Raw genomic sequence first — 25,434 nt, forward strand, 5'->3', positions numbered from 1 at the left:
ACCGTTTTTAATTTTTGCTCAAAGTTTACAATAAATGTGTAATAACTATTAAAGTAGTATTAAATTTCAATACTTTAGCTATTTTAGAAGAATGTACCAGGTTTTGCATTGAAAATGAATAATATAGCCTTTTTTGATATAGAGCTAAGTGTTACAGGCAAGCAATTGCTTGATATTGGCTGTGTTTTATCAGATGGGCTGGGCTTTCATCAAAATCATCCCGAAGAATTTTTACAATTTATCGGACCTTGCGATTTTATTTGTGGACATAATATTATAGCACATGATCTGCGCTACCTGCAAAGACATTTTGGTGATGCTGAATGGGGATTCGACAAGGCTATCGATACTTTATTGCTATCACCTTTATTGTTTCCCAGACTGCCTTATCATCGTCTGTTAAAAGATGATAAGGTTCAAACAGAAGAACGCAATAATCCTTTAAATGATGCTAAAAAAGCTAGGGATCTATTCTACGATGAATTAAGCGCTTTTTCGGTACTTGAAGATCAATTTAAGGTAATTTTGTATGGTCTTTTGCGTGATCAGTGTGGCTTTAATAATTTTTTCAGATATCTTAATTATGCTGTACCTATAAATAAAGAAAAACTGACGAGTAGCATTAGCAGGTTATTTCAAAGTAAAATTTGTAAAAAAAGTGAACTTGAACATTGGATAGATACAGTTCCGGTAGCTTTGGCTTATACCCTGGCTTTACTCCATTGCGATAACCGTTTCTCTATTACACCACCATGGGTATTAAAAAACTACCCTGACGTAGAGCGCTTGCTTTTTCTGATGCGGAACAATCCATGTTTGCAGGGATGCGATTATTGCAGGCTCGCCCATGATCCACTACTGGCTTTAAAAAAGCATTTCGGCTTTTCCGGTTTTCGTAAATATGGCGAAGAGCCGCTACAGGAAAATGCCGTTAGGGCGGCTATACGGGGCGAATCCATTTTGTCCGTATTTCCTACTGGTGGTGGCAAGTCTATTACTTTCCAGGTCCCTGCATTAATGAGTGGCGAAAATGCCAAAGCCTTAACCGTCGTAATTGCACCATTGCAGTCTTTGATGAAAGATCAGGTAGATAACCTGGAAAATAAAGGTATTACAGAGGCGGTTACAATCAATGGATTGTTAGATCCGGTAGATCGGCCAAAGGCCATTGAACGTATAGAAAATGGCCATGCAAGCTTACTATACATTTCTCCTGAGTCGCTCCGTTCAGTTACTATTGAACGGCTGTTGCTCAAAAGAAAGATAGCCAGATTTGTGATCGACGAAGCGCACTGCTTTTCATCCTGGGGGCAGGATTTTCGTGTCGATTACCTATATATCGGCGATTTTATCAAAAATCTGCAGCAAAAGAAAGGACTCGATTATACGATTCCAGTGTCGTGCTTCACGGCTACAGCAAAACAAAAAGTAATCGAAGACATCAGGTTCTATTTTAAGGAGAAATTGCAACTTGACTTAAAGGTTTTCAGGGCCGATACTTCTCGCAACAACTTACACTACCGCGTTTATCAGCGCGATAACGAAGAGGAAAAATACTCCCAGCTTCGTGACATTATTGAGGAAAAGAATTGTCCCACCATTGTTTATGTATCACGGACAAAAAGGGCGAGGAAGTTGACCCAGAAGCTAACCAGTGATGGCTTTATAGCCAGGGCCTATCATGGCAAAATGGAGAAAGGCGAAAAGTCTCAAAATCAAAATGCGTTTATGAGCGGTGAGGTCGACATCATGGTGGCTACTTCTGCCTTTGGCATGGGGGTAGATAAAAGTGATGTTGGTGCAGTTATACATTACGACATTTCTGACTCATTGGAGAATTACGTACAGGAGGCCGGAAGGGCAGGGCGTGATGAGCAGATACAAGCTGATTGTTTCATACTTTTTAGTGAGGAAGACCTGGATAAACATTTCATCTTGCTTAACCAAACCAAAATTAGCAGTAAAGAGATTAACCAGGTATGGAAAGCCATAAAGGAATTAACCAGATCAAGAGATAAAGCATCCAACTCCGCATTGGAAATAGCCAGAAAGGCAGGCTGGGACGATGGCATCAGTGAGATTGAAACAAGGGTGACCACCGCCATTGCTGCATTGGAAGATGCCGGTTATTTAAAGCGCGGGCAAAATATGCCCCGGGTTTTTGCCACCAGCATTCTCAGTAAAAACGCTCAAGAGGCGATAGATTGCATTTACGCATCAGAAAAATTCTCTGAAGAGGAGCGCGAAGGAGCTAAAAGAATTATTAAAAAGCTTTTTTCGAGTAAAAGCAAGCGACTATCTACTGATGAAGTGGCAGAGTCGAGAATAGATTATATATCCGATCAATTGGGTATGTATAAAAAAGATGTGATAAGGGCAATTGAATTGATGCGTGATGAAAAAATATTGGCACATACCAAAGACCTTACAGCTTTTATCAAAAAGACAGAATCAGCCAGCAGATCACTAGCCATTGTAGAAGGTTTTAGAAAACAGGAAGAACTTTTGTTGGCGCAGTTAAAAGACGGTGAAGCAGCTTACTATTTAAAGGAAATTATTGAAGTATTTTTAAGTTCGGGCATCAGAGATAGTTCGCTTAACCAGTTAAAGATCATAATTAATTTTTGGGCGATAAAAAAATGGATCAATCGCCAGAATTTAGAACATACAAAGAACCATGTACAGATAACTTTATTACTGGATAAAGCAGTCTTTATAGAAAAGCAGGAAAAGCGTCATCTTCTTGCCAGGATGATTACCGAATACCTCCATAAAAAAGTATCAGTACTAAGTAAATCGGATAATCAGGAAGAGGAAGAGGTGTTGATTGAATTTTCCGTACAGGAACTCAAGGATATGGTTGAAAAGGAGCAAGGCATGTTCTCTGTGCAGGCTGGTATCGATGATATTGAAGACAGCCTTTTTTACCTGTCGCGCATAGGGGCCATTAAAATCGAAGGTGGGTTCATGGTTGTATATAATAAACTCACTATCGAGCGCATTGAAAAGAATAATCGGATACAATATAAAGAAAGCGACTATGATAAATTAAAACAGTTTTATCAACAAAAAGTACAGCAGATCCATATTGTAGGGGAATACGCCCAAAAAATGATCCGCAACTACAACGAAGCTTTAAAGTTTGTGGACGATTATTTTAAATTAAACTATCCTTCATTTCTCTCTAAATATTTTCCTGGCAGCAGGCAGGATGAAATAAAACGCACCCTTACGCCAACAAAATTTATGAGATTATTTGGCGCGCTTTCACCGACACAATTAAAAATCATTAATGACACCAGCAGCCAGTACATTGTTGTAGCTGCCGGACCAGGCAGTGGTAAAACAAAGTTATTGGTACATAAGCTAGCTTCTTTGCTGATGGCCGAGGATGTAAAACATGAGCAATTGCTCATGCTTACCTTTTCACGTGCAGCGGCCACAGAATTTAAAAAAAGACTAATGGAGCTCATTGGCAACGCTGCCCATTATACCGAAATTAAGACCTTTCACTCCTATTGCTTTGATCTGTTAGGTAGGGTAGGTAGCCTAATGGCTTCTGAAAACATCGTGAAGGTGGCTGTTGAGAAAATTAATGCTGGTGAGATGGAGCCTTTCAGAATCACCAAATCTGTATTGGTGGTAGATGAGGCCCAGGATATTAATAAGGACGAGTATGAACTGCTACAGGCTCTGATGCAGCAAAATGAAGATATGCGGATAATATTGGTTGGTGATGACGATCAGAATATTTATGGTTTTCGTGGGGCAGATGCGGCTTACATGCAGAAGCTTATAACAGAGAAAGATGCAGTTAAATATGAGCTCACATTAAACTATCGTAGCAAAAACAATATTGTATCGTTGGCCAATCAATGGGCGGGAACGATCAGCCAGAGACTCAAAACCGAGCCTTGCTTTGCCAGTCAGCATCAAAATGGACTAATCCATATTACGCAATATGCCCATAATCCCATTATTGTTTCTTTAGCCGGCATTATAAGCAAAGCAGCGTTATCTGGATCTACATGCGTACTCACTCAAACTAATGAAGAAGCGATGTTACTTTGTGGTATGCTTTTGCAACAAGGGGTAAAGGCTAAGCTTATTCAGTCATACGATGGTTTCAACCTCCAAAATCTGTACGAGTTGCGCCGTTTCTCTGATATGATCGATGCCTATACAGACAGCCCACTGGTAACAGATGAAGAATGGAGTGAGGCCAAACGACATTTAATGGATCATATCCAAACCAGTACGCATAAAGAATTTGCCATTGCTGCAATACGAGCATTCGAACAAGTTAATACCGCCAGAAAATATAAAAGTGACTGGAAAGCTTTTCTTTTTGAATCTAAAGTGGAAGACTTCGTGGATATTGATGCTGTAGTGGTATACGTTTCTACTATTCATAAAGCTAAAGGCAAAGAATTTGACAATTTATACCTTTTATTGCAGCATTTTAAACCGCTTAATGATGAGCAGAAGCGGCAATTTTATGTAGCCATTACGAGAGCCAAAACAAAGCTTAGCATACACTACCAAGGGAAATATCTTCAGCCTTTTTATGTAGATGGACTTGTTTACATTGAAGATAATAATCAATATACCGAGCCACAACAAATAACCATGCATCTCACACTTAGAGACGTGCAACTGGGCTATTTCGAATATATACAGAGTCGCATCAGTTTAATTTTTAGTGGTCTGCGTTTGCAGCCATCAGATGAAGGCCTGAAAAATGTTAAGGGTGAGCTCATCGTTAAATACTCACAAAAATTCAAAACTGTTCTGCAGGAGCATTTTGATAAAGGATTTACAATAGCAGCAGCGAAGATAAATTTTATTGTGTACTGGAAAGACGAGGATAAGCAAAAGGAATCAAAGATTGTGTTGCCGTCATTACTACTGAAAAAATTTTAGGAATCTTTTCTAAAGTAAATAGCCCTAATCTATTAAGGACTATTTACTTTAATCAGAAAAATTATTCCGCCCAGGCAATAGGAACGTAGATTGTTACATAACCATCAGCGCCTATCATCTCTGGAGATAAGGTTACGGTGATAGATCCATAACCCGTCCAGTTTCCCTGACCTCTTTCTGCGCTAAACTCGTAGGTTCCTGCAGGTAAACCGTTAATTATACCTGGTAATTGATAAGGTAAAAATGTTCCAAACGATGATGGCCCATTTTCAACGTAATAATCATCACCGCTTTCCTGATTATAAATGGTAAAGCCTGGTGATTCTGTAGACACTGAAGTGGTTACACTACCATCAAGATTTCTGTAACCCAAACGAACATTGTAAGTGGTTACTTTAGCTTTGGTGTCGCTAACTGGTTTTGGTACTTCTGGTGTAGCATATGTTGTTAAGGATACAACACATAATACAAGCATGCAAATTGAAATGATCTTTTTCATAATAAATGGTTTTAGTATAATATAAAGATCCTAAAATATTCTTAGTAATCTGTTAAATCAGTATTATAAAAGTATTAATTATGATATATGTATGTAGATTTAGTATTAAAAATGAAATAGTTATTTCTATATATATAATTGAACTGCCTAAGGCGAAAGAAATAAAGGTAGTGGCAATAGTGAGAAGAGAATTAATGCGATCTCTATAAGAATATTTTAATTTTATAAGAATATAAGTAATTATTCGGGGCGTTATTTGTTGGTAAAAAAGTAAAAATTATGATATAGATAATAATAACTAATAATACTTTTGGTATAATTGGTTCAATATTAATTTAAAAAACATAATTCATGAAAAAACTATTCCCTTCAGCAATTCTTCTAGGTTTTATATTCTTTGGTTTTACTCCCGATGATAATATAACTAAAACAAATACACCTGCTTTATCAAAAGAAATTCGCCATAAAAATAGATTGAATTTTTCTATCCTAAATAGAATTCCTCAAAATGAGGCAGTTGGACCATATTATTTAGGAGCAACAATATGTGTTTCGAATAATGGGGGTTATAAATTAGTCTTGCAATCTGATTACAATTTAGTGCTTTATAACAATTATTCTAATTCGGCTCTCTGGGCATCAAATACAATTGGAATGAATGGAATTCAACGTGCTGATTTTCGGTATGATGGAGAACTATATCTAGCAGGGGGTTACACCTTTTGGCGAGCAAATGTTCCTATAGCTTCCGGTTCATCAACGAGTTTTAGGTGGGTGTTGCAAGATGATGGTAATTTCTGTAGATATACCTATAATGCTAATGGAGAACAATTATCAGCGATAGCATCGACAGATACTCAAGGTGGTCGCAGAAGTCCTCATCAAGGTGAAATTCGATATCATTTTTAAAACGTGAATAATCAAAATAAATAGTCTTAATTAAAGACTATTTATTTTACTTGGAAAATGTTAATAAAACAAATGATGACAGGATATCTAAAAAAAACGGTGTTTATGTTATAAAAGCAAAAAAAGGGCAGTTTAACTGCCCTTCTGTTTAAAAAATAAAAAATTAAACGGTTTCCATCTCATGGATAACGGCTTGCTGGAAATCGTAAGCGGATTGCATATTATGCCACATCTCGCCTCCAGTGCCTAGGGCTTTACCAATCTTAATGGCAAGCGCAGCAGATATATCTCTTTTACCTGCAAAAATAAGGCTTAAATTATTTGGGAAAATACCAATTTGTTCGGCAAATTCTTTCTTAATAAGTTCACGTGCTTCGATCTCGTCAAGCAGAATTTCTCCCGGATGAATCGCCGTGATTTCGATTTCAGCACCTTTAGAATTAAAGACCTGATTGTTCATATCATGAGTTTTTATAATTCCCCCGAAGGGAAAGCACTTCGGGGGAATTTAGTAGTATTTATCTATAGTGGTTATTTATTTCTTCAATAATTAGGACCTCAAGGTTATCTTCCTTATCTAACTGACATATCATTCTATATGCTTTATTTAGACGTATCGAATGCTTACCTTCATATCTCTTTTCCTCCAATTTTTCAAAATGTAGAGAGCCCATTGCTCTCAATGCATTTGAATTAGGGGTCGCCTTTAAAATAGTCAGTTTCTTTTTAAATGATTTGACTACTTCTGCAGGAAATTTTGGTTTACCTACCGGCTTATTCTCTGCAAGCACACCTAGATGCTCGTCCTGAATTATTACCTTCATTTTTTAAGTTTTTAGTTTAATTTTTTCTTCTATTTCCATATCTGCAATTTTGTTTGTTTTTGTTTTTCGCTATACAAATGTAAACGAAAAAATAAACTATCCAAAAATGATAATTATCTAAATGTGATAATTATCTAATTATGATAATTAGATGACGATAAATCATACTTCTTCTTTTAGTATGAATAAACGGTCATTAATTGAGAATTTGGCATATCCTGAGGCTTTCATCGTACATCACGTCCCTAAAACCCTGTATATCAAAGATCCATTTGGTTACTGTATCCTTAATGAAGGTGACAGGAAGATTGAATGCCTGACGTATACCTACCTCGTATAACACGTTTGGGTTTTGGAAGCTCAGATCGCAGATCGCCATATCGCAGTTGCTAATCTGCTTGATGATGTCCAGTGCAATGTAATCCACAAAACAGAAAATGTCTCACTTTAAATCTTTTGAGGGGCAACAAAGACTTCTTTTTTATATTTTGATATAGTGACTTTAACATTTTAATTCAATGATATTTTTATTTATTGCATTGATTTAAAAACACCTTTTGGTAACCTAGGTGATCGATGAATTTTCAGGTTTAATTAAGTATCAAAAATTGTCATCAAATGTTTTATGAACATTTAATCAAATGTTTCAAACAGATCAAATACAAAACTGCGATAATAGATAAAGCTCTTGAGTATTATATATGTCTTATAATTAATATTATGTTAAGTTTTATATTTCAATGATACCCTATTGCCTTAAATTCTTATTCAATTATAATTCCTGAAGTTTTCTATTTAGCTCCTGAGCTTTGTCGGTAGCTTTCTTTCTTGTGTAGATATCAATCAGTAACTGAACAGTTTTTTTATCATTTGGATTAATCTCATTGGCACGTTGCAAAGCAAACTGCGCATGGTTAATCAATCCATTGTATTTAGAAGCTTTATCTGCTTCATTTTTACTAAGCGTTTCGTTAGCTGTATTAATGTAAGCTAAGCTCAATTGATATAGTGCGTCGAAATAATTCTGATCGGTAGATAATGCTTTATCGTAAGCTAAAATTGCTGTGGCATTATTTCCACCAACCTGTTGCAGGTATCCATAAAGAAAATACAATAGTTTATTTCCTTTTTCCACTTTTAAATTGCTTTCGATTAATCCTTGTGCTTTACTGAAATTTTCGGTATCCAACAACAGATTAATATAATCGTTGGTTAAAAAACGGTTAAATGGATTAAGTGCAAGTCCGTCTTCCAGTGTTTTTATCGCAGTTTCACTTTCCGATTTAACCACATACATCTGCGCCATTTTTTGAAAAACAGATGGATTTTTAATTCCGTTTTCTTTAGCACGTTTAAAATAAGTTAATGCGTCATCGTAAGCCTGAATATTTAAGGCACAAATGGCTGTATTTAAGGCTAAAGTAGTATCTGCCGGGAAATTATCGCCTACTTCCTTTAAATCTGCATACGCTTCTTTAAAGTCGTTGTTAAAGAATGCTTCGTTACCTTTTTCTTGTTTTTTAATGAGGATATTGTGGTTGGAAGCCTTAATTAATCCCGAATTGTCATCATAACGGTCAAGTGATTTTGCTTTGGCAACGGCATCAATTGCGTTATCATAATACTTATTGGCATTATTGGGATCGGTATCGATCAAGGTGGCGAACGACATCAGATAAGACTTTATTGACCAGGTTTCGGCCCATTTTTTTGTTTTATTATCTTTTTCTGCAGCTTCAATTGCCTTTAAACCTTCGTTTATAATTTTTAATTGCTTTTTCTCATCTTCTTTATTGGCAATAGATGCTTGTAACTTGCCTACGGCATTCCGGGCAATTAAGATCTGGCTTTTTTGGGCGACAGCATTAAAAGAGACGAAAATTAAGGCGATTAATGATATTTTAAAGCAATTTTGCATGAGCTAAATAATGTGATAAAACCGTAATAAACCATAAAAATAAACATAAAAAAAAGAGCCCCGAAATTTCGGGGCTCTTTTTTTAGATTCGTATCAGAATTATTGTTTAGGCAACGCATCTAAACGCTTTTTGATATCTTCGTAATTTTTAGTGTCATTTCTAAAAGCATAGATCGTTTTCAACGTTTCTAAAGCGCCTTGGTTTTTAGCGTCAGCTTCTAAAGCTTTTTTATAAAAAGGAAGCGATTTATCCAATAATGCATTCATTTTACCCGTTACTTCATTAAATTCTTTTACTTTTTTAGGGTCGATTTTATTTCTGTCGGCCTGTAATTTTAAAGCCTGACTGAAATAGATATTGCCTAATAGAACCTGGTAACTAGGATTGTTTGGCTCTTTTGCGGCCAATGCTGTTAACATCTGCTCTGATTTTGCTGCATCACCCCTATCAATATAAATCTGTGTTTCAGTTTTGATCCAGTCTGTATTTTCAGGAAATTTCGCACTTGCTTCTTTAATTACCGCTAAAGCAGCAGTAGTATCCTTTTGTTTGCTTAAAGTAGCATTAATGATTTCAGAATACAAATCTTTAGCCTGTGGTGAATTTAAAGAGATTACTTTTTTAAATTGAGTAATCATACCTGGATAATCCTCGATATTCCTAGCCGCAATACCCGCATTTAAATACATTGCAGTATCTTGTGGATTAATTACGGTTGCAGCCACAAATTTTTCGTAAGCTGTTTTGTAATCCTTTTTATTATAGGCAATTACACCACCATTTCTAACCGCATTGCTAACATTCGTTTCAGCTAAGCTAATATTATCTTTTTCGCTTCCTTTAGTATCTAATTTCTTCGCTTCAACAATAGCATCCTGAGCAATTTTTAAGTTTGCATCAGCATTTGCAGTACTTGTTGAATCTAAAATTGCTGCAGATGAAGCAAATAAAGCACGGTAAGTCCAGGCTTCAGGCATTACCTTAGATTTTTCATCAGCAATAGCTTTATCTGTATGGGCTAAGCCTTTTGCTAAAGCTTCAAGTTTCTTTGCTAATGGAGTTGTTGCACTAGAATTGGTTAGCTGGAACATGTTCCAATCGTTTTTGGCGGCATTAACTTCACTTTTCTGAGCAAATGCAGCGCTTACCGCACCTGCTAAAACTATACTTAGAAATACTCTTTTCATAATTTTTATTCTAATCTTATTTTTAGTTAATTTTCTTCTTCCGTTTCGTTATCTGATTCGCCCTCTTCTTCTTCAGTATCATCCGCTTCAGCTGTTGTATCCGCTTCCAGTTCTTCGCCGTCTGTAACTACAACATCAGTTAAATCTACTGTTTCTTCTTCATCTTCCTCGTGATCGATTTTAGTTACCGAAGCAATCTCGTCTTCACCTTTTAATGAGATTAAACGAACACCTTGTGTGGCACGGCCCATTACCCTTAGCGCTGAAACCGGAATTCTGATTACAATGCCCGAACGGTTAATGATCATCAAATCTTCGCTATCAGTAACGTCTTTTATAGACACTAATTGTCCGGTTTTTTCGGTAACGTTAATTGTTTTTACTCCTTTACCACCACGGTTGGTTACACGGTAATCTTCAATATCGGTACGTTTACCGTATCCTTTTTCTGATACTACTAACACCGTAACCTCAGGATTGTTTACAGCAATCATGCCAACAACTTCATCCTGATCGTGCGCAAGCCTTACACCACGTACACCGGTAGCAGTTCTACCCATCGGACGAACGGTACTTTCATTGAAACGGATTGCCCTACCTGAGCGTAATGCCATCACAATTTCGCTTTGTCCGTTAGTTAAACAAGCTTCCAACAAGATATCGCCTTCGTTAATGTTGATGGCATTGATACCATTTACACGTGGGCGTGAATACGCTTCAAGAGAAGTTTTCTTAATGGTACCTTTTTTAGTACACATAATAATGAAGTTGTTCTCTAAATATTCCTGATCTTTAAGGTTTTTAACTTTAATATAAGCCTTAATTTTCTCTTCTTTCGGGATGTTGATGATATTCTGTATAGCCCTTCCTTTGCTGGTTCGCGAACCTTCCGGAATTTCGTACACCCTTAACCAGAAACATCTTCCGGCTTCGGTAAAGAATAACATGTAATTGTGGTTGGTGGCAACAAGCATGTGTTCAATAAAATCCTCATTTCTTGAAGTACTGCCTTTAGAACCTTTTCCACCCCTGCCCTGCGCTTTAAATTCGCTTGCCGGAGTACGTTTTACGTAACCTTCATGAGAGATGGTGATTACCACTTCTTCATCATCGATGAAATCTTCCATGCTCATGTCTTCAGCAGAGTGAACGATGGTGGTTTTACGTTCATCGCCAAACTTCTGTCTTATTTCTTCCAGCTCATCTTTGATGATTTTCATCCGTAAACCTTCATCTGCCAGAATAGATTTTAAATATTCGATGGTTTTCATCAATTCGGCATATTCTTCTTTGATCTTATCACGCTCCAGTCCTGTTAAACGACGCAAAGTCATATCCAGAATCGCACGTGCCTGAAGGTCGCTCAGTCCGAATTTCTCCATTAAGCCTAAACGGGCTTCTTCTGGTGTTTCAGACGCACGGATCAATTTAATTACCTCATCCAAATGATCTAAAGCGATTAAATAACCTTCTAAAATGTGTGCACGTTTTTCGGCTTCGGACAATTCGTATTTGGTACGGCGAACAATTACATCATGGCGGTGATCCACAAAATGTACAATTAAATCTTTTAGATTTAACATTTGCGGACGGCCTTTTACCAATGCAATGTTGTTTACACTGAAAGAGGTTTGTAAAGCAGTATACTTATATAGGTTGTTTAAAACAATAGAAGCATTGGCATCACGTTTAATTTCGTACACGATACGGATACCATCTTTGTTCGATTCGTCTTTTATATTGGAGATACCTTCCAGTTTTTTCTCGCCTACCAACTCAGCAGTACGCTCAATCATCTGGGCTTTGTTAACCTGGTAAGGAATCTCGGTAACAATAATTACTTCACGGTCTTTAATGCTTTCAATTTCAGCTTTTGCACGCATAACAATACGTCCACGGCCGGTTTCAAAAGCTTCTTTTACGCCAGTATAACCATAAATGATACCACCCGTAGGGAAATCCGGAGCTTTTACAAACTTCATTAATTCCTCTATGGTAATATCTCTGTTATCAATATAATTTACAACCCCATCAATCACTTCCGTTAAATTATGTGGCGCCATATTGGTGGCCATACCTACCGCGATACCGGAAGATCCGTTCACCAATAAGTTAGGGATTTTTGCAGGTAAAACAGTTGGCTCCTGTAAAGTATCATCAAAGTTTAACTGAAAATCTACCGTATCTTTATTGATATCAGCAAGCATTTCTTCCGCAATTTTAGAAAAACGCGCCTCGGTATAACGCATCGCCGCCGGAGAGTCTCCATCAATGTGGCCAAAGTTTCCCTGACCATCAACCATTGGGTAGCGTAAGCTCCAATCCTGAGCCATACGAACCATGGTAAAATATACAGATGCATCACCATGCGGGTGATACTTACCCAGAACCTCCCCTACAATACGGGCAGATTTTTTATGTGGTTTATTACTGGTTACACCAAGATCAAGCATACCATATAAAACACGGCGGTGTACCGGTTTTAATCCATCGCGTACATCGGGCAAGGCCCTCGATACAATAACCGACATTGAGTAATCAATGTAGGCCGATTTCATCTGCTCTTCTATGTTAATTGGAATGATTTTGTCGTTCTGCTGATTTTCTAAATCTTCTGCCATAAATTATTATTCTCGCTACTTAAAAACGATATTAAAAAAGGGTGTTACTATAACCTTGCGAATTTAGCAAAATTTAGCCGGATTAAGGCATTGTGGAAAATTTTTGACCTTTGTGATAGGTTTTTGATATCTGAAGGATTTTTAATTTGTTGGAAGCCCGTTTAACGCATTTCGCATAGCGCAGGTAATCGAGATTGTAAGTTTTTTTTTGGAAATGTAGGGTGCTGTGTTAGTGGCGGTCTGCAGCCCTGCTACCGCTGCAAGTCCTCCCCGATGAAAAAATCGGGATGCGGGCTTTCCGCTATATCAGGTTTATGAACAGGGGTGCTGTATGAAATACTGAGTTAGACCTCTCCGTTTTGTAAAACTAAAATTCACATTTTTAAGTAATTCTGATACTTTTGTTTTTCAACCTTTTGAAGATGGCAAACGAGAAGAAATCTGCAATGAGTTTTATTATGGTAACCCTCCTGATCGATTTTACAGGCTTTGGGCTAATCATTCCGGTATTACCTAAACTTATACAGGATTTTACCGGTGGCGGTTTCGGCTTGGCAGCAGAATATGGTGGCTGGCTTACGCTGGCCTATGCAACAGTACAGTTTATATTTTCTCCGGTTATCGGCGCCATGAGCGATCGGTATGGAAGGAGGCCTATATTATTAAGTTCTTTGTTTGGTCTAGGTATCGATTATATCTTTTTAGCCTTTGCCCCTTCCATTATATGGCTATTTGTAGGGCGTATCATTGCAGGGATTACAGGTGCCAGTTTTACAACGGCTCAAGCTTACATTGCAGATGTTTCGCCTCCTGAAAAACGGGCACAGAACTTCGGTCTGGTTGGCGCGGCATTCGGTGTTGGCTTTATTTTGGGTCCAGTTTTAGGCGGTATTTTTAGCCATTTTGGTACCCGGGTTCCTTTTATGGTTGCTGCAGGTTTATCATTAATTAACTGGCTTTATGGTTACTTTATATTGCCAGAATCTTTACCAGTAGAAAAACGCAGGGCTTTTGACTGGAAGAGAGCGAATCCAATCGGCTCACTGCGGAGTATCGGTAAATACCCGGCATTGGCGGGTCTGATGGCGACATTATTCTTATTGTATTTTTCCAGTCACTCCGTGCAATCTAACTGGACTTTTTACACCATGGAAAAATTTAACTGGGATGCAGCATGGGTGGGTTATTCGCTAGGTTTTGTAGGGTTGGTTATTGGAATTGTACAGGGGGGATTGATCAGGGTAATTTTACCTAAAATAGGCGAAAAGAAAGCCGTTTACTTTGGTCTTATATTATATATAATCGGCTTTATAGCCTTTGCATTTGCATCTAAAGGCTGGATGATGTTTGCCTTTATGCTCCCTTACGGTTTGGCCGGAATTGGCGGACCTGCTATGCAGGGACTCATTTCCAATCAGGTGCCAGCTAATGCGCAGGGCGAAATGCAAGGTGTTTTAACTGGTTTACAAAGTTTAGCTGCCATATTTGCGCCCTGGGTAATGACACATATTTTCGCTTATTTTATAGAAGGAAAAGCACCTGTTTATTTCCCTGGGGCACCGTTTATATTGAGCGCGGTGTTAACGTTGGCCGGCTTGTTTATTTGTTTGAGAAGTTTGAAGAAATATCATTAATTCCAAATGAGGCTGTATCTCTATAATAAAGGTCGTCATCTCGACTGAAGCGCAGCGGAATGGAGAGATCTACCTTCGAGATAGATTTAGCTTCGCTGAGCCTTCGGGTTCTCGACTTCGTTACACTCCGCTCGAAATGACGATCACTTGGTTGGGAGTAGAAATATTACAACAACTCATTAGCCAAATTGGCCAGTTCGCTCCGCTCCCCTTTTTGTAAAGTAATATGTGCATAAAGCGGATGGTTTTTCGCATTTTCTATCAGGTACGAAAGTCCATTACTTTCCGAATCGAGGTACGGGGTATCAATTTGATAAATATCGCCTGTAAAAACAATTTTGGTATGCTCCCCTGCCCTTGAAATGATAGTTTTTACCTCGTGTGGTGTTAAGTTTTGTGCTTCATCAATGATGAAAAAGATTTTGGTGAGGGTTCTGCCTCTAATAAAAGCCAACGGAGCAATGGCTATTTTCTCGGTCGTAATCAGTTCATCAATCTTTTCCGACATTTTATCGTCGCCAATAAATTGCTCTTTAATAAAGCGTAAATTATCCCAAATGGGCGCCATAAAAGGATCGGTTTTCGATTTTGCATCACCTGGAAGGAAGCCAATATCTTTATTGCTTAAAGAAACAATTGGCCTGGTAACATAAATCTGCCTAAAATTTTTACGCTGTTCTAAAGCGCTGGCTACTGCCAGCAAGGTTTTGCCGGTTCCGGCATTTCCCTGAATGCTCACCAGCTTAATCTCCGGATCTAACAGTGCGTGGATGGCAAATGCCTGTTCGATATTTTTAGGTTTGATTTTAAATATCGCATCAGTAGAAACTGCCGAAATGGTTTTTAAGTTATTATTGTAAAATACGTTGGCCGTTTTCCTTTTATTTTTTAAAACGTAAAAATGATTGCCATTTTTGGGCGGCAGTGTTATTTCAGTCGCATCAATAAATGATTGTTTTTTTACCCTCTCTATAATTTCAACCGGAAAATCTGTTATTTCGGTTGTTCCGGCATAGAGTTCATCTACGTTTTTGATCTTGCCTGTTTCGTAATCTTCTGCATTTAAATCCAAAGCTTTTGCTTTTAACCTCAGGCAAATGTCTTTAGATACCAGTACTACTTTTTGATCTGGATATTCTTCTTTTAAACTTAATGCTGCGTTTAAAATCTTATGGTCGGTTTTGCCTTTACCATACACTTCTTCAGCATTTATAGTTAAGGGTTTTTCATTTAAAATCACCTTAAATTTTCCTGATTCTGGACTTTTTAGTGAGACCCAATCGCTGATGAGTTTTTGTTTGGAAGTTTCATCAATGAGTCGGATAAAACTTCTGGCTTCAAAATTTCGGGTATCATTACCGCTTTTAAAATGATCAAGCTCTTCTAAAACCTGGATCGGAATGGCTACATCGTGTTCATGAAAGTTATTGATCGCATCATGATCATATAAAATAACCGAGGTATCTAAAACAAATATCTTTTTTGAAGGACTGGAGATTGATTTACCTTTTTTGGCCATTGGGTAAATTTAATATTTTAAGGATAAAATATGGTGATTTTTTTAAATGTTTGGGGATTTGTGATGTTAATTGGCGCGATCGTCATGCTGATCCGATAGTGATCGGATTTATTTTACAAGTTAAATAGTGTTTTCAGTTGCCTTGTAGCTACTACGTAGTCAGCATCTTCATATATATAGACCTGAAATAAATCCGATCGCTAGCTATCGGATCAGGGTGACGACTGCAGTTGTAGGACTAAAATTTTAAGCAAAATAAAACGGGGATCTTCTTCTTTCGATTTAGTTTCCCCGTTTTAACTTTAAAATAACCGTAGTTAAATTTAAAGCATCAAATCTTGTTACTTTGATCTTTCCGTTTTCGTTAGGTTTTGCAACTTTTACGATTCGTGAAAATTTATTTCCAGCTCATCCGTCCGTAAACTTTGTAGCTTTCTATAAGTTCTGTTTGGGCCTGTTCGATTTTCTTATCGTCCAATCTTTCGATGGTTATATATATTCTTACTCGGTTTAACCCTTTCAGAAATTAATCGTTTTCCCTGTAAACGTTCCGAAAAATTCCCCTTTCGGTTCCTTATTTCTTTTGGTTCGTTTTATCAGAATTCAAAGTACTTCGTATTTGATATCATCTAATTTAGTGTATAAATGTTTATTTGTCAAGCATAAAGTAAATATTTTTATAAACAAAGTTATTCACTCAAAAATACTGTTTATCAACAGGTTGAGTTTGAAAAAAACTTCCTTTTTGATCGCCTGTTGAGCTATGATTTAAGTTTATTAACAATAATGGACTATATACTTATCAACATTCATGCAGGTGTTTAATAATCAGTTTGTTATCTTTTTTCTGCGTAAGACTAAGAAAAAACCAAAAAACTTAATTTTAATCCCAACAAAAACATCGCTATTATGTTATTTTTGTAACATGCAGATCAGGCAACCCATTAGAAATATACAAGACTTTTTATTGAGTACCTATTTTGCCGATGGGCTCCGTATTACCATAGGTGTACTGCTCCCCTCTCTGATTTTTGCGCAATTTGGCTTGTTAAAGTACGGCATGACTTTATCTTTAGGCGCTTTATGTGTAAGTGTGGTAGATAGTCCGGGGCCAATGGTTCACCGAAGAAACGCCATGCTGATTACCACGGCGCTTATATTTACTTTCTCCATCATCACCGGCCTAACCAACAGAAACCATTATTTTATCGGCTTTTTATTGGCTGTATCCAGCTTTGTTTTCTCGATGTTTTATATCTATGGCGTCAGGGCAGCATCAGTAGGTACTGCTGTTTTGTTGATCATGGTGTTGAGTATTGATGATGTTCGCCCATGGCAGGTGGTGTTGTTACATGCTGCTTTCGTGCTGGCCGGTAGCCTCTGGTATACGGGATTAAGCTATTTTGTGTATCGCTTACGTCCTTTTCGTTTGGTACAGCAATCGTTAAGTGATTCTATTTTGGAGGTAGCAGAATTTCTAAGAGAAAAAGCTAAATTTTATCATCAGAATAACAACTACGATAAAACATATTCTGAACTGTTACAACTTCAGGTTTCTGTTCACGAAAAACAAGATGCTGTAAGAGAGCTTTTATTCAGAACCCGCGAAATTGTAAGAGATTCTACTCCTGAGGGACGATTTCTGTTATTGGTATTTGTAGATATGGTTGATCTGTTTGAGCAGGTAATGTCTACCTATTATAATTACCAGCAGTTACACGATCAGTTTGATAAAGCAGGTATCTTATCAGATTATGAAATGGCCATAAAGCGGATCTCGTATGCCCTTGATGATATTGCATTTGCCCTAAAAAGCGGAGGCATACCCGTTATTTCAAAACGTTTATTGATTGAGATCGAAAGGTTAAAGATTAAAATCAACAATCTGGAAAAAAACAATCAAAATCAGGAATACAATACCCTGGGCATTATTGCCTTAAAAAATATTGAGGTGAACATCGAAAATATCCTGGCCAGGGTTAAAACTATTTTCAGTTATTTTAAAATCAGAAACAGCAAGGATATTGTAAAGGCTGATGTAGATACCGAGAAATTTATCACCAGGCAGAAATTCGATTTCAAACTGTTTACGGAGAATTTAACCTATACTTCTTCTACTTTCAGGCATTCATTACGGGTTACTGTTGTGATGCTTTTGGGTTTTATAGTGGCTCAGATTCTCGATTTCTCGCATAGTTACTGGATTCTTCTTACCATTCTCGTTATTTCAAAGCCTGGATTTAGTTTAACCAAGGAACGTAATTATCAGCGTTTAATTGGTACCACAGTTGGGGCGTTTATTGGCATGGGCGTTATTACCTATATCCACGATCGGAATACCTTGTTTGTAATCCTGTTATTCTGCATGATTGGCTGTTATAGTTTCCAAAGGAAAAATTATGTAGTTAGCGTACTCTTTATGACGCCTTATATCTTAATCCTGTTCGATTTTCTGGGGATGGGATCGATAGCACTGGCACGTGAGCGGATTTATGACACCTTTATAGGCTCTGGTATTGCTTTATTGGCTAGTTATTCTTTATTCCCAACTTGGGAATATGAAAAGCTAAAAGAGGCTATGATCAACATGCTAAAGGCAAACAAAGCTTATTTTGAACAAGTGGTTAAATTATATTTTGAGAAAAATTACAACAGAACGGAATACAAGCTGGCCCGTAAAGAAGTGTATGTAAGCACAGCAAATTTAGCTTCGCTTTTTCAAAGAATGTTCTCCGAGCCAAAAAGTAAACAGCTATTTATTAAGGAAGTGCATCAGTTTACAGCGCTAAGCCATTTATTATCATCTTATGTGGCCACGCTTTCACTCTATAATAAAGAACATCAATTTATATTTGAGAGTTTCGAAAATTTAAAACCGATCGCCAATAATACCGACTATTTACTGGATACCTCAATTAATAACCTGGAGCAAGGGAAAGATACAATAGATAACGTACCCTTAATCAGGTTAAATGATAATGGTTTAGCAATAAAAAAAGGTGAAGATTTGGTTCCAGAACAATTCGATCTGATCCAAAAAGTGGCTTACGATATTTACAAACTATCGGTAAAAATAAAACTTTAGTCCATAAAAGGCACTCTAAATTCAGCTCAAGGCAATTATAGCTTTAAAACTATTGCGTTGTAGATGAACGAAAATTCGTAAGTGCGTGGGTACAACACTCATTGATTTACTTCCTTAAAATACGCAAAATATACTTCCAGTTCAACCACATCCCTAGCAGTATAATCAGGTTGTCTTCGTGGATGCAAAAAAAACAAAGACCATTATAATTTGTTAAACTTAAAATCAATTCATAAAAGATCATGGAAAAGCTATATACAGCTGAAGTTACAGCTACAGGAGGAAGAGACGGACACGTTAAGTCGGGTGATGGAATTTTAGATTTCGATTTAAGAAAACCAAAGGAACTTGGTGGGCAGGGAGGTGCTACAAACCCGGAAGAGTTATTTGCAGCAGCCTGGGGGCCATGTTATTTGGGCGCTTTAGGCTCAGTTGCAGAACGTGAAGGTGTTGATGTGAGCGAAGCAAATGTGAAAGTATTGGTTTCGTTTAATAAAGACGGAAACTCTTTTGTACTTTCTGCTGATCTGGATGTTCACATTCCAGGGATTTCTCATGAGGAAGCACAAGCGCTGGCTGATAAGGCACATAGAGCCTGTCCATACTCGAAAGCAACTAAAGGAAATATAGAGGTAAGGGTAACGGCAGTTTAATTTTCGTCGTGCTGTCAGATGTTACCATCTGACATTGCAAATATGATAAAACAAGAAAGTCCCGGATTTAATCCGGGACTTTCTTGTTTATAACCCTATGGGTTGAAAGCTATCTACCTTTCGGTTGGAAACAACTGACAGCAGTGATATTATAAATCTATAATTACAATGCTAAGCTTGTCGAAGGACCTCTAATAATTTATATAAAGGCGTTTCGACAGGCTCAACTTAACAAATTAATGATGAAATTTAATCAATGATATAACCTCTTTTTGTAAATATATTTATGTTAAACAGCTTCCTGTTCCATTATCGTATTTGCAGGTCTGCCGTTTTTAAAGGCATCGCGGGTTTTTAAACCCAATAATTCAAACATGGCCATATCATCTATAAATGCTGGATTTGGTGTGGTCAATAATTTATCACCTGCAAAAATAGAACTTGCACCAGCCATAAAGCAAAAAGCCTGCTCCAGTGTGCTCATTTCATTTCTACCAGCTGATAAACGTACTACCGAATTTGGCATCACGATACGTGCTGTTGCAATCATCCTTACCATATCCCAGATCGGAACACGTGGCTGATTTTCCAAAGGCGTTCCTTTTACCGGTACCAAAGCATTAACCGGAACCGATTCAGGATGTTTTTCCATATTCGATAAGGTCTGTAACATGGAAACGCGATCTTCTACCGTTTCACCTAAACCGATAATACCACCACTACATACCGTTAATTTCGCTTTACGCACATTTTTAATGGTATTTAAACGGTCATCATAAGTTCTGGTTGATATAATCCGTTTATAATCGTCTTCAGAAGTATCAATATTATGGTTGTACGCATATAAACCAGCATCAGCTAAACGTTGTGCCTGGTTTTCGGTAAGCATACCTAAAGTACAGCAAACTTCCATATCCATATCGTTCACGGCCTTAACCATTTCAATCACACGGTCAAAATCGCGGTTATCGCGTACTTCGCGCCATGCGGCTCCCATGCATAAACGAGATGCCCCACCCTCTTTGGCTTTAACGGCAGCACTAACTACCTGACTTACCTGCATTAAGGGCTGTACTTCTAAATCAGTATGGTAGCGGGCCGCCTGCGGGCAATAGCTACAATCTTCGGCACAGCCACCAGTTTTGATGGAAATTAATGAACTGACCTGAACTTCATTGTAATCTTTATTTTCCCGGTGAATGGTTGCCGCTTCGTAAACCAGATCCAAAAACGGTCTATTATAAATTTCGTATATTTCTTCTTTTGTCCAATCGTGTCTTGTTGTTTGCATCGGGGATCAGATTTTGCAGATTTAATTTTTGTAGTCTTAGTTAATTAACAGGTACACCGATTTAGCTTTGTAAGCCCAAGGCTTAATGGGCTAAATCTTATAACCTGGTTTATAGTAAAAGTTTGCTGGCCAATCCTAAAATTAATAGGAATCCAAAAACATCGGTAAAAGTAGTAATAATTATAGATGATGCAATGGCAGGATCAATACCTACACGTTTTAAAATAAGTGGAATACCTGCGCCTGTTATACCTGCGATGACCAGGTTGCCTGTCATAGCCAGGAAGATAACCAAACCGAGCATGGGGTTTCCATCAAAAAAGAAAGCAAAAATAAATACAATTAAACCATTGGCTGCACCGTTAATTAAGCCAACTGTAAATTCTTTCAAAACCGTTCTATAAGCCTGCTTATCGGTCAAGTCGTACAGCGAAATACGCCTTACCGTTACCGCAAGTGCTTGGGTAGCCGCATTTCCGCCCATACCAGCAATAATAGTCATGTAAGCTGCCAAAGAAGGGATCAGTTTAATAGTCGGATCGAAATAACGCACTACTGATGATGCCAGAAAAGCCGTGCCCAGGTTGATGATTAACCAAGGTAAACGTGATTTTACTGCTTCTACCCAGTTACCGCTCAGCTCCTCATCTTCCGATACCCCCGAAATTTTTAAGATATCTTCGGTGCTTTCTGCTTCCATTACATCGATCACATCATCAAAAGTTACCCTTCCCAGTAATTTCTGATGTTGATCTATCACCGGAATACTGGTTAAATTATACTGCGAAATTAAGTTGGCTACTTCTTCCTGGTCGGTATCGGGATGTACATAAACCGCATCTATTTTTACCAGTTCGGTTATTTTGGCGTTATGTTTTGCCTTGATGATATCTTTTAACGAAACTATGCCTTTAAAAACTTCGTCGTCATCTACCACATAAATGGTATAAAACTCTTCCATTTCTTCGCTCTGGCGGATAATCTCGTCAATTGCATCTTTTTTGGTGAGATTAATGTTTACACAGATCAGTTCTGTGTTCATCAAACCACCGGCGGTTTTTTCGTTGTAGGTTAAAAGATTCCGGATTTCTGAAGCATGATCTTCGGTAAGGTCTTCCAGAATTTCTTTCTGCTCATGATCTTCCAGTTGAGAAATAATATCCGTCGCATCATCATAATCCAGTTCTTCGACAATCTCGGTACGTTTATCGGGGTGAAGTTCAAAGAGTAGATTCTCCGGGTGGGATTCTTCATCCATTTCCGAGATGATCTCTGAAGCGATCTCAGTAGGAAGAAGATTTATAATATGCCGTTGTTCGGATTTATCCAAACGTTCGAACAAAATTGCTATTTCTGAGGCATGGTATTCCTCTAAAACTATTTTTAAAGTCTCATCACCAGCTAAAATTGCATTTTTAACCTTGAATACGTCGCTTTTATCTATCTCGAATGACTGCATCTATAACCTAACCAAAACGCCTTAAAGCTACAAATATTAAAAATTGATTTTAGCACCTATTCAAATTTATTCCAATCTTTTATTATCCTATTAAGAACCAAAAAGTACTTCTATAAAATCGTCATCTCGACCGGAACGAAGTGGAATGGAGAGATCTACATAGATAGATTTAGTTTCGCTGAGCACTCCGTGGTTCTCGACTGCGTTGCACTTCGCCCGAAATGACGGTAACTTGAGGAAAGTTTTTCATGCAAGCCTTATTTAAACCATCCTTTTCGCCAAAAATAGATCACCTGTATAACAGCAATCACCGCCATTACTATCCATGTGTACAAATAGCCGTGCTCTGCATACAATTCGGGCATATTATCTTTCAATATTTTTCCTGTTGCCGGATCTTCCCTGCTGAAGTTCATTCCATAAATCCCTGCAATAAAGGTTAGCGGAATAAATATGGACGAAATGATGGTCAATACCTTCATGATTTCGTTCATTCTGTTACTGATGATGGATAAGTTCATATCAATATTGGCAGATGCAATCTCTTTTAAAGATTCGATAAAATCTATAATCTGGATGCAATGGTCGTAAGCATCTTTCATATAGGTTTTAGTAAGATCGGATATTAAAGGGCTGTCTGTGCGGATAATATCGTTTAATTTATCCCTTTCCGGCCAGGCTACTTTCCTAATGGTAATCAATGATCTTTTGATGGCCTGTGTATCATACATGATCCTTTTATCAGGATGATCATATAAGCGGTCTTCAATTGCGTCTAATTCTTCACCCCAAAAATTTAAAAGGCTAAAGTAATTATCTACAATCACATCCATAATGGCGTACATTAAATAACTGCTGCCACCAATGCGGATATTGCCCTTCCCTATCTCTAAACGTTTTCTCACCGGTTCAAAACAATCTGCATAGGTTTCCTGGAAGGTAATTAATGTCCGTTCTGATAAAATAAAAGAGATCTGATCATTACAGAGCACATGATCATCACTTAAGTATAAATGCCTGCTTACCGAAAAAATGTATTTGTCGTTGTCATATTCATCCAGTTTAGGCCGTTGAAAAGAACTGGTAATATCTTCCAGTACAAGCCTGCTGATATCGAGTTTAGTATATAAGGTTTCAAATATATTGGGATCAGCCAGGCCTTTGATATCAAACCAATAAAAAAAATCTTTATTCTCGATCAGTTTATCGATGTTATTAATGTTTTCCAGTTCGGTTTTCTGATAACTCTTATCATTATAAGTATGCAATACAATAAGTGGCTTTAACGCATCTTCATCAATAGCATATAAACCCGGACTAGTGCCCGGAGTTGGAACCTTATAGTGTTTATGTCGGTTACGTGGCTTGTTTTTTCCCATATGTTATAAATATAGCCGGGCTTGCGGACCCTGGTTAAATAACAGATCAACAATACTTAAGTTGGGTAAAAATTGATGTTTATCTTCAAAAACCTGATAATATGGTTTATTGTTTACTATGTCTGCCGGTTTTTTCGGGTTCATCGCTGAACGGTAATCTAATTCAGGTTGGATGTCATCAAAATATTCGCCGGTTACCTCAAAGCGTTTGTTTAATTTTAGCTTTTTATTCAGCCATTCTAAAAGCTCGAGGTTGTAATCGAACAGAAATTCAAATTTATTGGTATAGAAACGACTAAGCTCATCTTCGTAAAACTCGAAATAAGCAGAACTCCGGTAACAGCTTTCTAAACTTAACCAATGTAAACGTTGCCAGTTAAAATCGTAGCTAATCCGGACATCCTTCATTTTCGTATGTGTTTTAGCACCTTTAACTACAGGAACAGTGATGTCTAGTTTGCCATTTGGCGAATAAATACTTGCCCGGTTTCGATAAGTCTGTTTAGCTAAATGTTCATGTTTTTCAATTAAAAAATCTTCTCCCAGTTTTTGCAATAAACTAAAATAACCTACCGGCGGAAGATAAAATAATGGAAGTATAGCTGTATTCTGCATTTGAAAATTTATGTTTGTAGCTGAAACGTTTTAAAAAAAAATGATTAAGAAAGGGATTGCGCATGTTGGCGTATTTTTTTTATACCTGTTATCGCTGCTCCCCCTGCCTTTGCTGTTTTTTTTTGCAAGATTACTATATTATCTGCTTTATTACGTAATTGGCTATAGAAAAAAAGTTGTCAGGCAAAATTTAACCCAGTCTTTTCCCGAAAAATCTGCTGCTGAAGTAAAGTCTATAGAGAAAAAATTCTTCCTATACCTGGCTGAACTTATTTTTGAAATCATCAAAATGACCAGTATTTCTAAGGCAGAAACCTTAAAGCGGGTAAAGTTTACTGGTTTGGAACAGTTGGAGAGGCATTTTAAAGCGGGTGAAAGTGTACTGGCCTGTACCGGTCATTATGGCAACTGGGAACTGGGGACCTTGGCGCTCGGATTAAGCATATCGGTTAAAACCCTGGTTATTTTTAAACCCATCAAAAATAAAATTTTCGAAACCTGGTTTGATTGCATGCGAACCAAGTATGGAAATGTTTTTATTGCTATGCGCCAAACCTTGCGGGGAATAGCTGCTTATAAAAACGAACCTACACTATTATGTTTTGCGAGCGACCAATCACCCACCAGGGAAGAAACCAAATATTTTACAGATTTCTTAAATCAGCCGACAGCAGCACTTTTAGGCGTCGAAAAAATTGCCAAATCGACTAAAAGACCCATATACTATTTCAAAGTAAATGTAGTTAAAAGAGGTTATTACCATGTAGAAGTATTGCCGATGTGTCTGGATCCGGAAAGCATACGCGAATTTGGGATTACAGATCTGCATTTTAAATTTTTAGAAAATATTATTAGAGAACAGCCTCAGTACTGGCTCTGGAGCCATAAACGCTGGAAATTTAAACCCGAATAAAAAG

At 37.5% G+C, this 25,434-nt stretch carries 17 protein-coding genes; 6 read left to right on the forward strand and 11 right to left on the reverse strand.

The window, feature by feature from the left end; translation table 11 throughout:
• Positions 1 to 114: 114 nt before the first annotated feature.
• Positions 115 to 4,923, forward strand: a complete 4,809-nt coding sequence (locus BLR60_RS01465) for a RecQ family ATP-dependent DNA helicase (RefSeq protein ID WP_090496279.1) — start codon at positions 115 to 117, stop codon at positions 4,921 to 4,923.
• 61 nt (positions 4,924 to 4,984) lie between these two features.
• Here the strand turns inward: BLR60_RS01465 and BLR60_RS01470 are convergent, their stop codons facing one another.
• Complete coding sequence (locus BLR60_RS01470) at positions 4,985 to 5,422, reverse strand: hypothetical protein (RefSeq protein WP_090496280.1); 438 nt, start codon at positions 5,420 to 5,422, stop codon at positions 4,985 to 4,987.
• A gap of 351 nt (positions 5,423 to 5,773) precedes the next feature.
• Between BLR60_RS01470 and BLR60_RS01475 the strand changes: the two genes are divergently transcribed.
• Positions 5,774 to 6,331 (forward strand): hypothetical protein, encoded by a 558-nt coding sequence (locus BLR60_RS01475; RefSeq protein ID WP_090496281.1) that lies wholly within the window; start codon positions 5,774 to 5,776, stop codon positions 6,329 to 6,331.
• 163 nt (positions 6,332 to 6,494) lie between these two features.
• Here the strand turns inward: BLR60_RS01475 and BLR60_RS01480 are convergent, their stop codons facing one another.
• The 5 genes from BLR60_RS01480 to gyrA form a co-directional block, all read right to left on the reverse strand.
• Positions 6,495 to 6,791: a HigA family addiction module antitoxin gene (locus BLR60_RS01480; RefSeq protein ID WP_090496282.1), complete on the reverse strand. Its 297-nt coding sequence runs from the start codon at positions 6,789 to 6,791 to the stop codon at positions 6,495 to 6,497.
• A gap of 58 nt (positions 6,792 to 6,849) precedes the next feature.
• Positions 6,850 to 7,155 (reverse strand): type II toxin-antitoxin system RelE/ParE family toxin, encoded by a 306-nt coding sequence (locus BLR60_RS01485; RefSeq protein ID WP_090496283.1) that lies wholly within the window; start codon positions 7,153 to 7,155, stop codon positions 6,850 to 6,852.
• A 772-nt stretch (positions 7,156 to 7,927) separates the two neighbouring features.
• Positions 7,928 to 9,073, reverse strand: coding sequence for a tetratricopeptide repeat protein (locus BLR60_RS01495; RefSeq protein WP_090496285.1), 1,146 nt, complete (start codon positions 9,071 to 9,073; stop codon positions 7,928 to 7,930).
• Between the two features lie 99 nt (positions 9,074 to 9,172).
• Entirely contained in the window at positions 9,173 to 10,261 is a 1,089-nt protein-coding gene (locus BLR60_RS01500; RefSeq protein ID WP_090496286.1) for a tetratricopeptide repeat protein, read from the reverse strand.
• 26 nt (positions 10,262 to 10,287) lie between these two features.
• The gene (gene gyrA / locus BLR60_RS01505; protein ID WP_090496287.1) at positions 10,288 to 12,882 is read right to left on the reverse strand and encodes a DNA gyrase subunit A; all 2,595 of its coding nucleotides are present in this window, start codon (positions 12,880 to 12,882) and stop codon (positions 10,288 to 10,290) included.
• 422 nt (positions 12,883 to 13,304) lie between these two features.
• On the opposite strand from gyrA, the gene BLR60_RS01510 reads away from it, so the two are divergent.
• Positions 13,305 to 14,516, forward strand: a complete 1,212-nt coding sequence (locus BLR60_RS01510) for a TCR/Tet family MFS transporter (RefSeq protein ID WP_090496288.1) — start codon at positions 13,305 to 13,307, stop codon at positions 14,514 to 14,516.
• 166 nt (positions 14,517 to 14,682) lie between these two features.
• Here BLR60_RS01510 and BLR60_RS01515 read toward each other — a convergent pair whose 3' ends face one another.
• Positions 14,683 to 16,035, reverse strand: coding sequence for a PhoH family protein (locus BLR60_RS01515; protein WP_090496289.1), 1,353 nt, complete (start codon positions 16,033 to 16,035; stop codon positions 14,683 to 14,685).
• A gap of 925 nt (positions 16,036 to 16,960) precedes the next feature.
• Here BLR60_RS01515 and BLR60_RS01520 point away from each other — a divergent pair.
• Both BLR60_RS01520 and BLR60_RS01525 read left to right on the forward strand, forming a co-directional pair.
• Positions 16,961 to 19,120, forward strand: coding sequence for an FUSC family protein (locus tag BLR60_RS01520; protein WP_090496685.1), 2,160 nt, complete (start codon positions 16,961 to 16,963; stop codon positions 19,118 to 19,120).
• Between the two features lie 242 nt (positions 19,121 to 19,362).
• Positions 19,363 to 19,773: an organic hydroperoxide resistance protein gene (locus BLR60_RS01525; RefSeq protein ID WP_090496290.1), complete on the forward strand. Its 411-nt coding sequence runs from the start codon at positions 19,363 to 19,365 to the stop codon at positions 19,771 to 19,773.
• A gap of 289 nt (positions 19,774 to 20,062) precedes the next feature.
• Here BLR60_RS01525 and bioB read toward each other — a convergent pair whose 3' ends face one another.
• From bioB to BLR60_RS01545, 4 genes are all read right to left on the reverse strand, one after another.
• Positions 20,063 to 21,064 (reverse strand): biotin synthase BioB, encoded by a 1,002-nt coding sequence (gene bioB, locus BLR60_RS01530; RefSeq protein ID WP_090496291.1) that lies wholly within the window; start codon positions 21,062 to 21,064, stop codon positions 20,063 to 20,065.
• A gap of 109 nt (positions 21,065 to 21,173) precedes the next feature.
• Positions 21,174 to 22,523: a magnesium transporter gene (gene mgtE / locus BLR60_RS01535; RefSeq protein WP_090496292.1), complete on the reverse strand. Its 1,350-nt coding sequence runs from the start codon at positions 22,521 to 22,523 to the stop codon at positions 21,174 to 21,176.
• A gap of 257 nt (positions 22,524 to 22,780) precedes the next feature.
• On the reverse strand, positions 22,781 to 23,902 hold the full coding sequence (corA, locus tag BLR60_RS01540) for a magnesium/cobalt transporter CorA (protein ID WP_167354661.1): 1,122 nt from the start codon (positions 23,900 to 23,902) through the stop codon (positions 22,781 to 22,783).
• 3 nt (positions 23,903 to 23,905) lie between these two features.
• The gene (locus tag BLR60_RS01545; RefSeq protein WP_090496293.1) at positions 23,906 to 24,517 is read right to left on the reverse strand and encodes a WbqC family protein; all 612 of its coding nucleotides are present in this window, start codon (positions 24,515 to 24,517) and stop codon (positions 23,906 to 23,908) included.
• Positions 24,518 to 24,557: 40 nt separating this feature from the next.
• Here BLR60_RS01545 and BLR60_RS01550 point away from each other — a divergent pair, with 40 nt between their 5' ends.
• Complete coding sequence (locus tag BLR60_RS01550; protein WP_090496294.1) at positions 24,558 to 25,430, forward strand: lysophospholipid acyltransferase family protein; 873 nt, start codon at positions 24,558 to 24,560, stop codon at positions 25,428 to 25,430.
• Positions 25,431 to 25,434: the final 4 nt, after the last annotated feature.

Origin of the sequence: Pedobacter terrae (assembly GCF_900100705.1) — a bacterium.
Classification (GTDB): Bacteria; Bacteroidota; Bacteroidia; order Sphingobacteriales; family Sphingobacteriaceae; genus Pedobacter; species Pedobacter terrae.

What these genes read in the sequence shown, in the direction of transcription:
- BLR60_RS01465 (WP_090496279.1), top strand. Translation starts at nt 115, where the DNA reads ATGAATAATATAGCCTTTTTTGATATAGAGCTAAGTGTTACAGGCAAG.
- corA (WP_167354661.1), bottom strand. Translation starts at nt 23,902, where the DNA reads ATGGGAAAAAACAAGCCACGTAACCGACATAAACACTATAAGGTTCCA.
- BLR60_RS01550 (WP_090496294.1), top strand. Translation starts at nt 24,558, where the DNA reads ATGATTAAGAAAGGGATTGCGCATGTTGGCGTATTTTTTTTATACCTG.
- BLR60_RS01510 (WP_090496288.1), top strand. Translation starts at nt 13,305, where the DNA reads ATGGCAAACGAGAAGAAATCTGCAATGAGTTTTATTATGGTAACCCTC.
- BLR60_RS01480 (WP_090496282.1), bottom strand. Translation starts at nt 6,791, where the DNA reads ATGAACAATCAGGTCTTTAATTCTAAAGGTGCTGAAATCGAAATCACG.
- BLR60_RS01545 (WP_090496293.1), bottom strand. Translation starts at nt 24,517, where the DNA reads ATGCAGAATACAGCTATACTTCCATTATTTTATCTTCCGCCGGTAGGT.
- BLR60_RS01520 (WP_090496685.1), top strand. Translation starts at nt 16,961, where the DNA reads ATGCAGATCAGGCAACCCATTAGAAATATACAAGACTTTTTATTGAGT.
- BLR60_RS01515 (WP_090496289.1), bottom strand. Translation starts at nt 16,035, where the DNA reads ATGGCCAAAAAAGGTAAATCAATCTCCAGTCCTTCAAAAAAGATATTT.
- bioB (WP_090496291.1), bottom strand. Translation starts at nt 21,064, where the DNA reads ATGCAAACAACAAGACACGATTGGACAAAAGAAGAAATATACGAAATT.
- BLR60_RS01525 (WP_090496290.1), top strand. Translation starts at nt 19,363, where the DNA reads ATGGAAAAGCTATATACAGCTGAAGTTACAGCTACAGGAGGAAGAGAC.
- BLR60_RS01500 (WP_090496286.1), bottom strand. Translation starts at nt 10,261, where the DNA reads ATGAAAAGAGTATTTCTAAGTATAGTTTTAGCAGGTGCGGTAAGCGCT.
- BLR60_RS01475 (WP_090496281.1), top strand. Translation starts at nt 5,774, where the DNA reads ATGAAAAAACTATTCCCTTCAGCAATTCTTCTAGGTTTTATATTCTTT.
- BLR60_RS01470 (WP_090496280.1), bottom strand. Translation starts at nt 5,422, where the DNA reads ATGAAAAAGATCATTTCAATTTGCATGCTTGTATTATGTGTTGTATCC.
- gyrA (WP_090496287.1), bottom strand. Translation starts at nt 12,882, where the DNA reads ATGGCAGAAGATTTAGAAAATCAGCAGAACGACAAAATCATTCCAATT.
- BLR60_RS01485 (WP_090496283.1), bottom strand. Translation starts at nt 7,155, where the DNA reads ATGAAGGTAATAATTCAGGACGAGCATCTAGGTGTGCTTGCAGAGAAT.
- mgtE (WP_090496292.1), bottom strand. Translation starts at nt 22,523, where the DNA reads ATGCAGTCATTCGAGATAGATAAAAGCGACGTATTCAAGGTTAAAAAT.
- BLR60_RS01495 (WP_090496285.1), bottom strand. Translation starts at nt 9,073, where the DNA reads ATGCAAAATTGCTTTAAAATATCATTAATCGCCTTAATTTTCGTCTCT.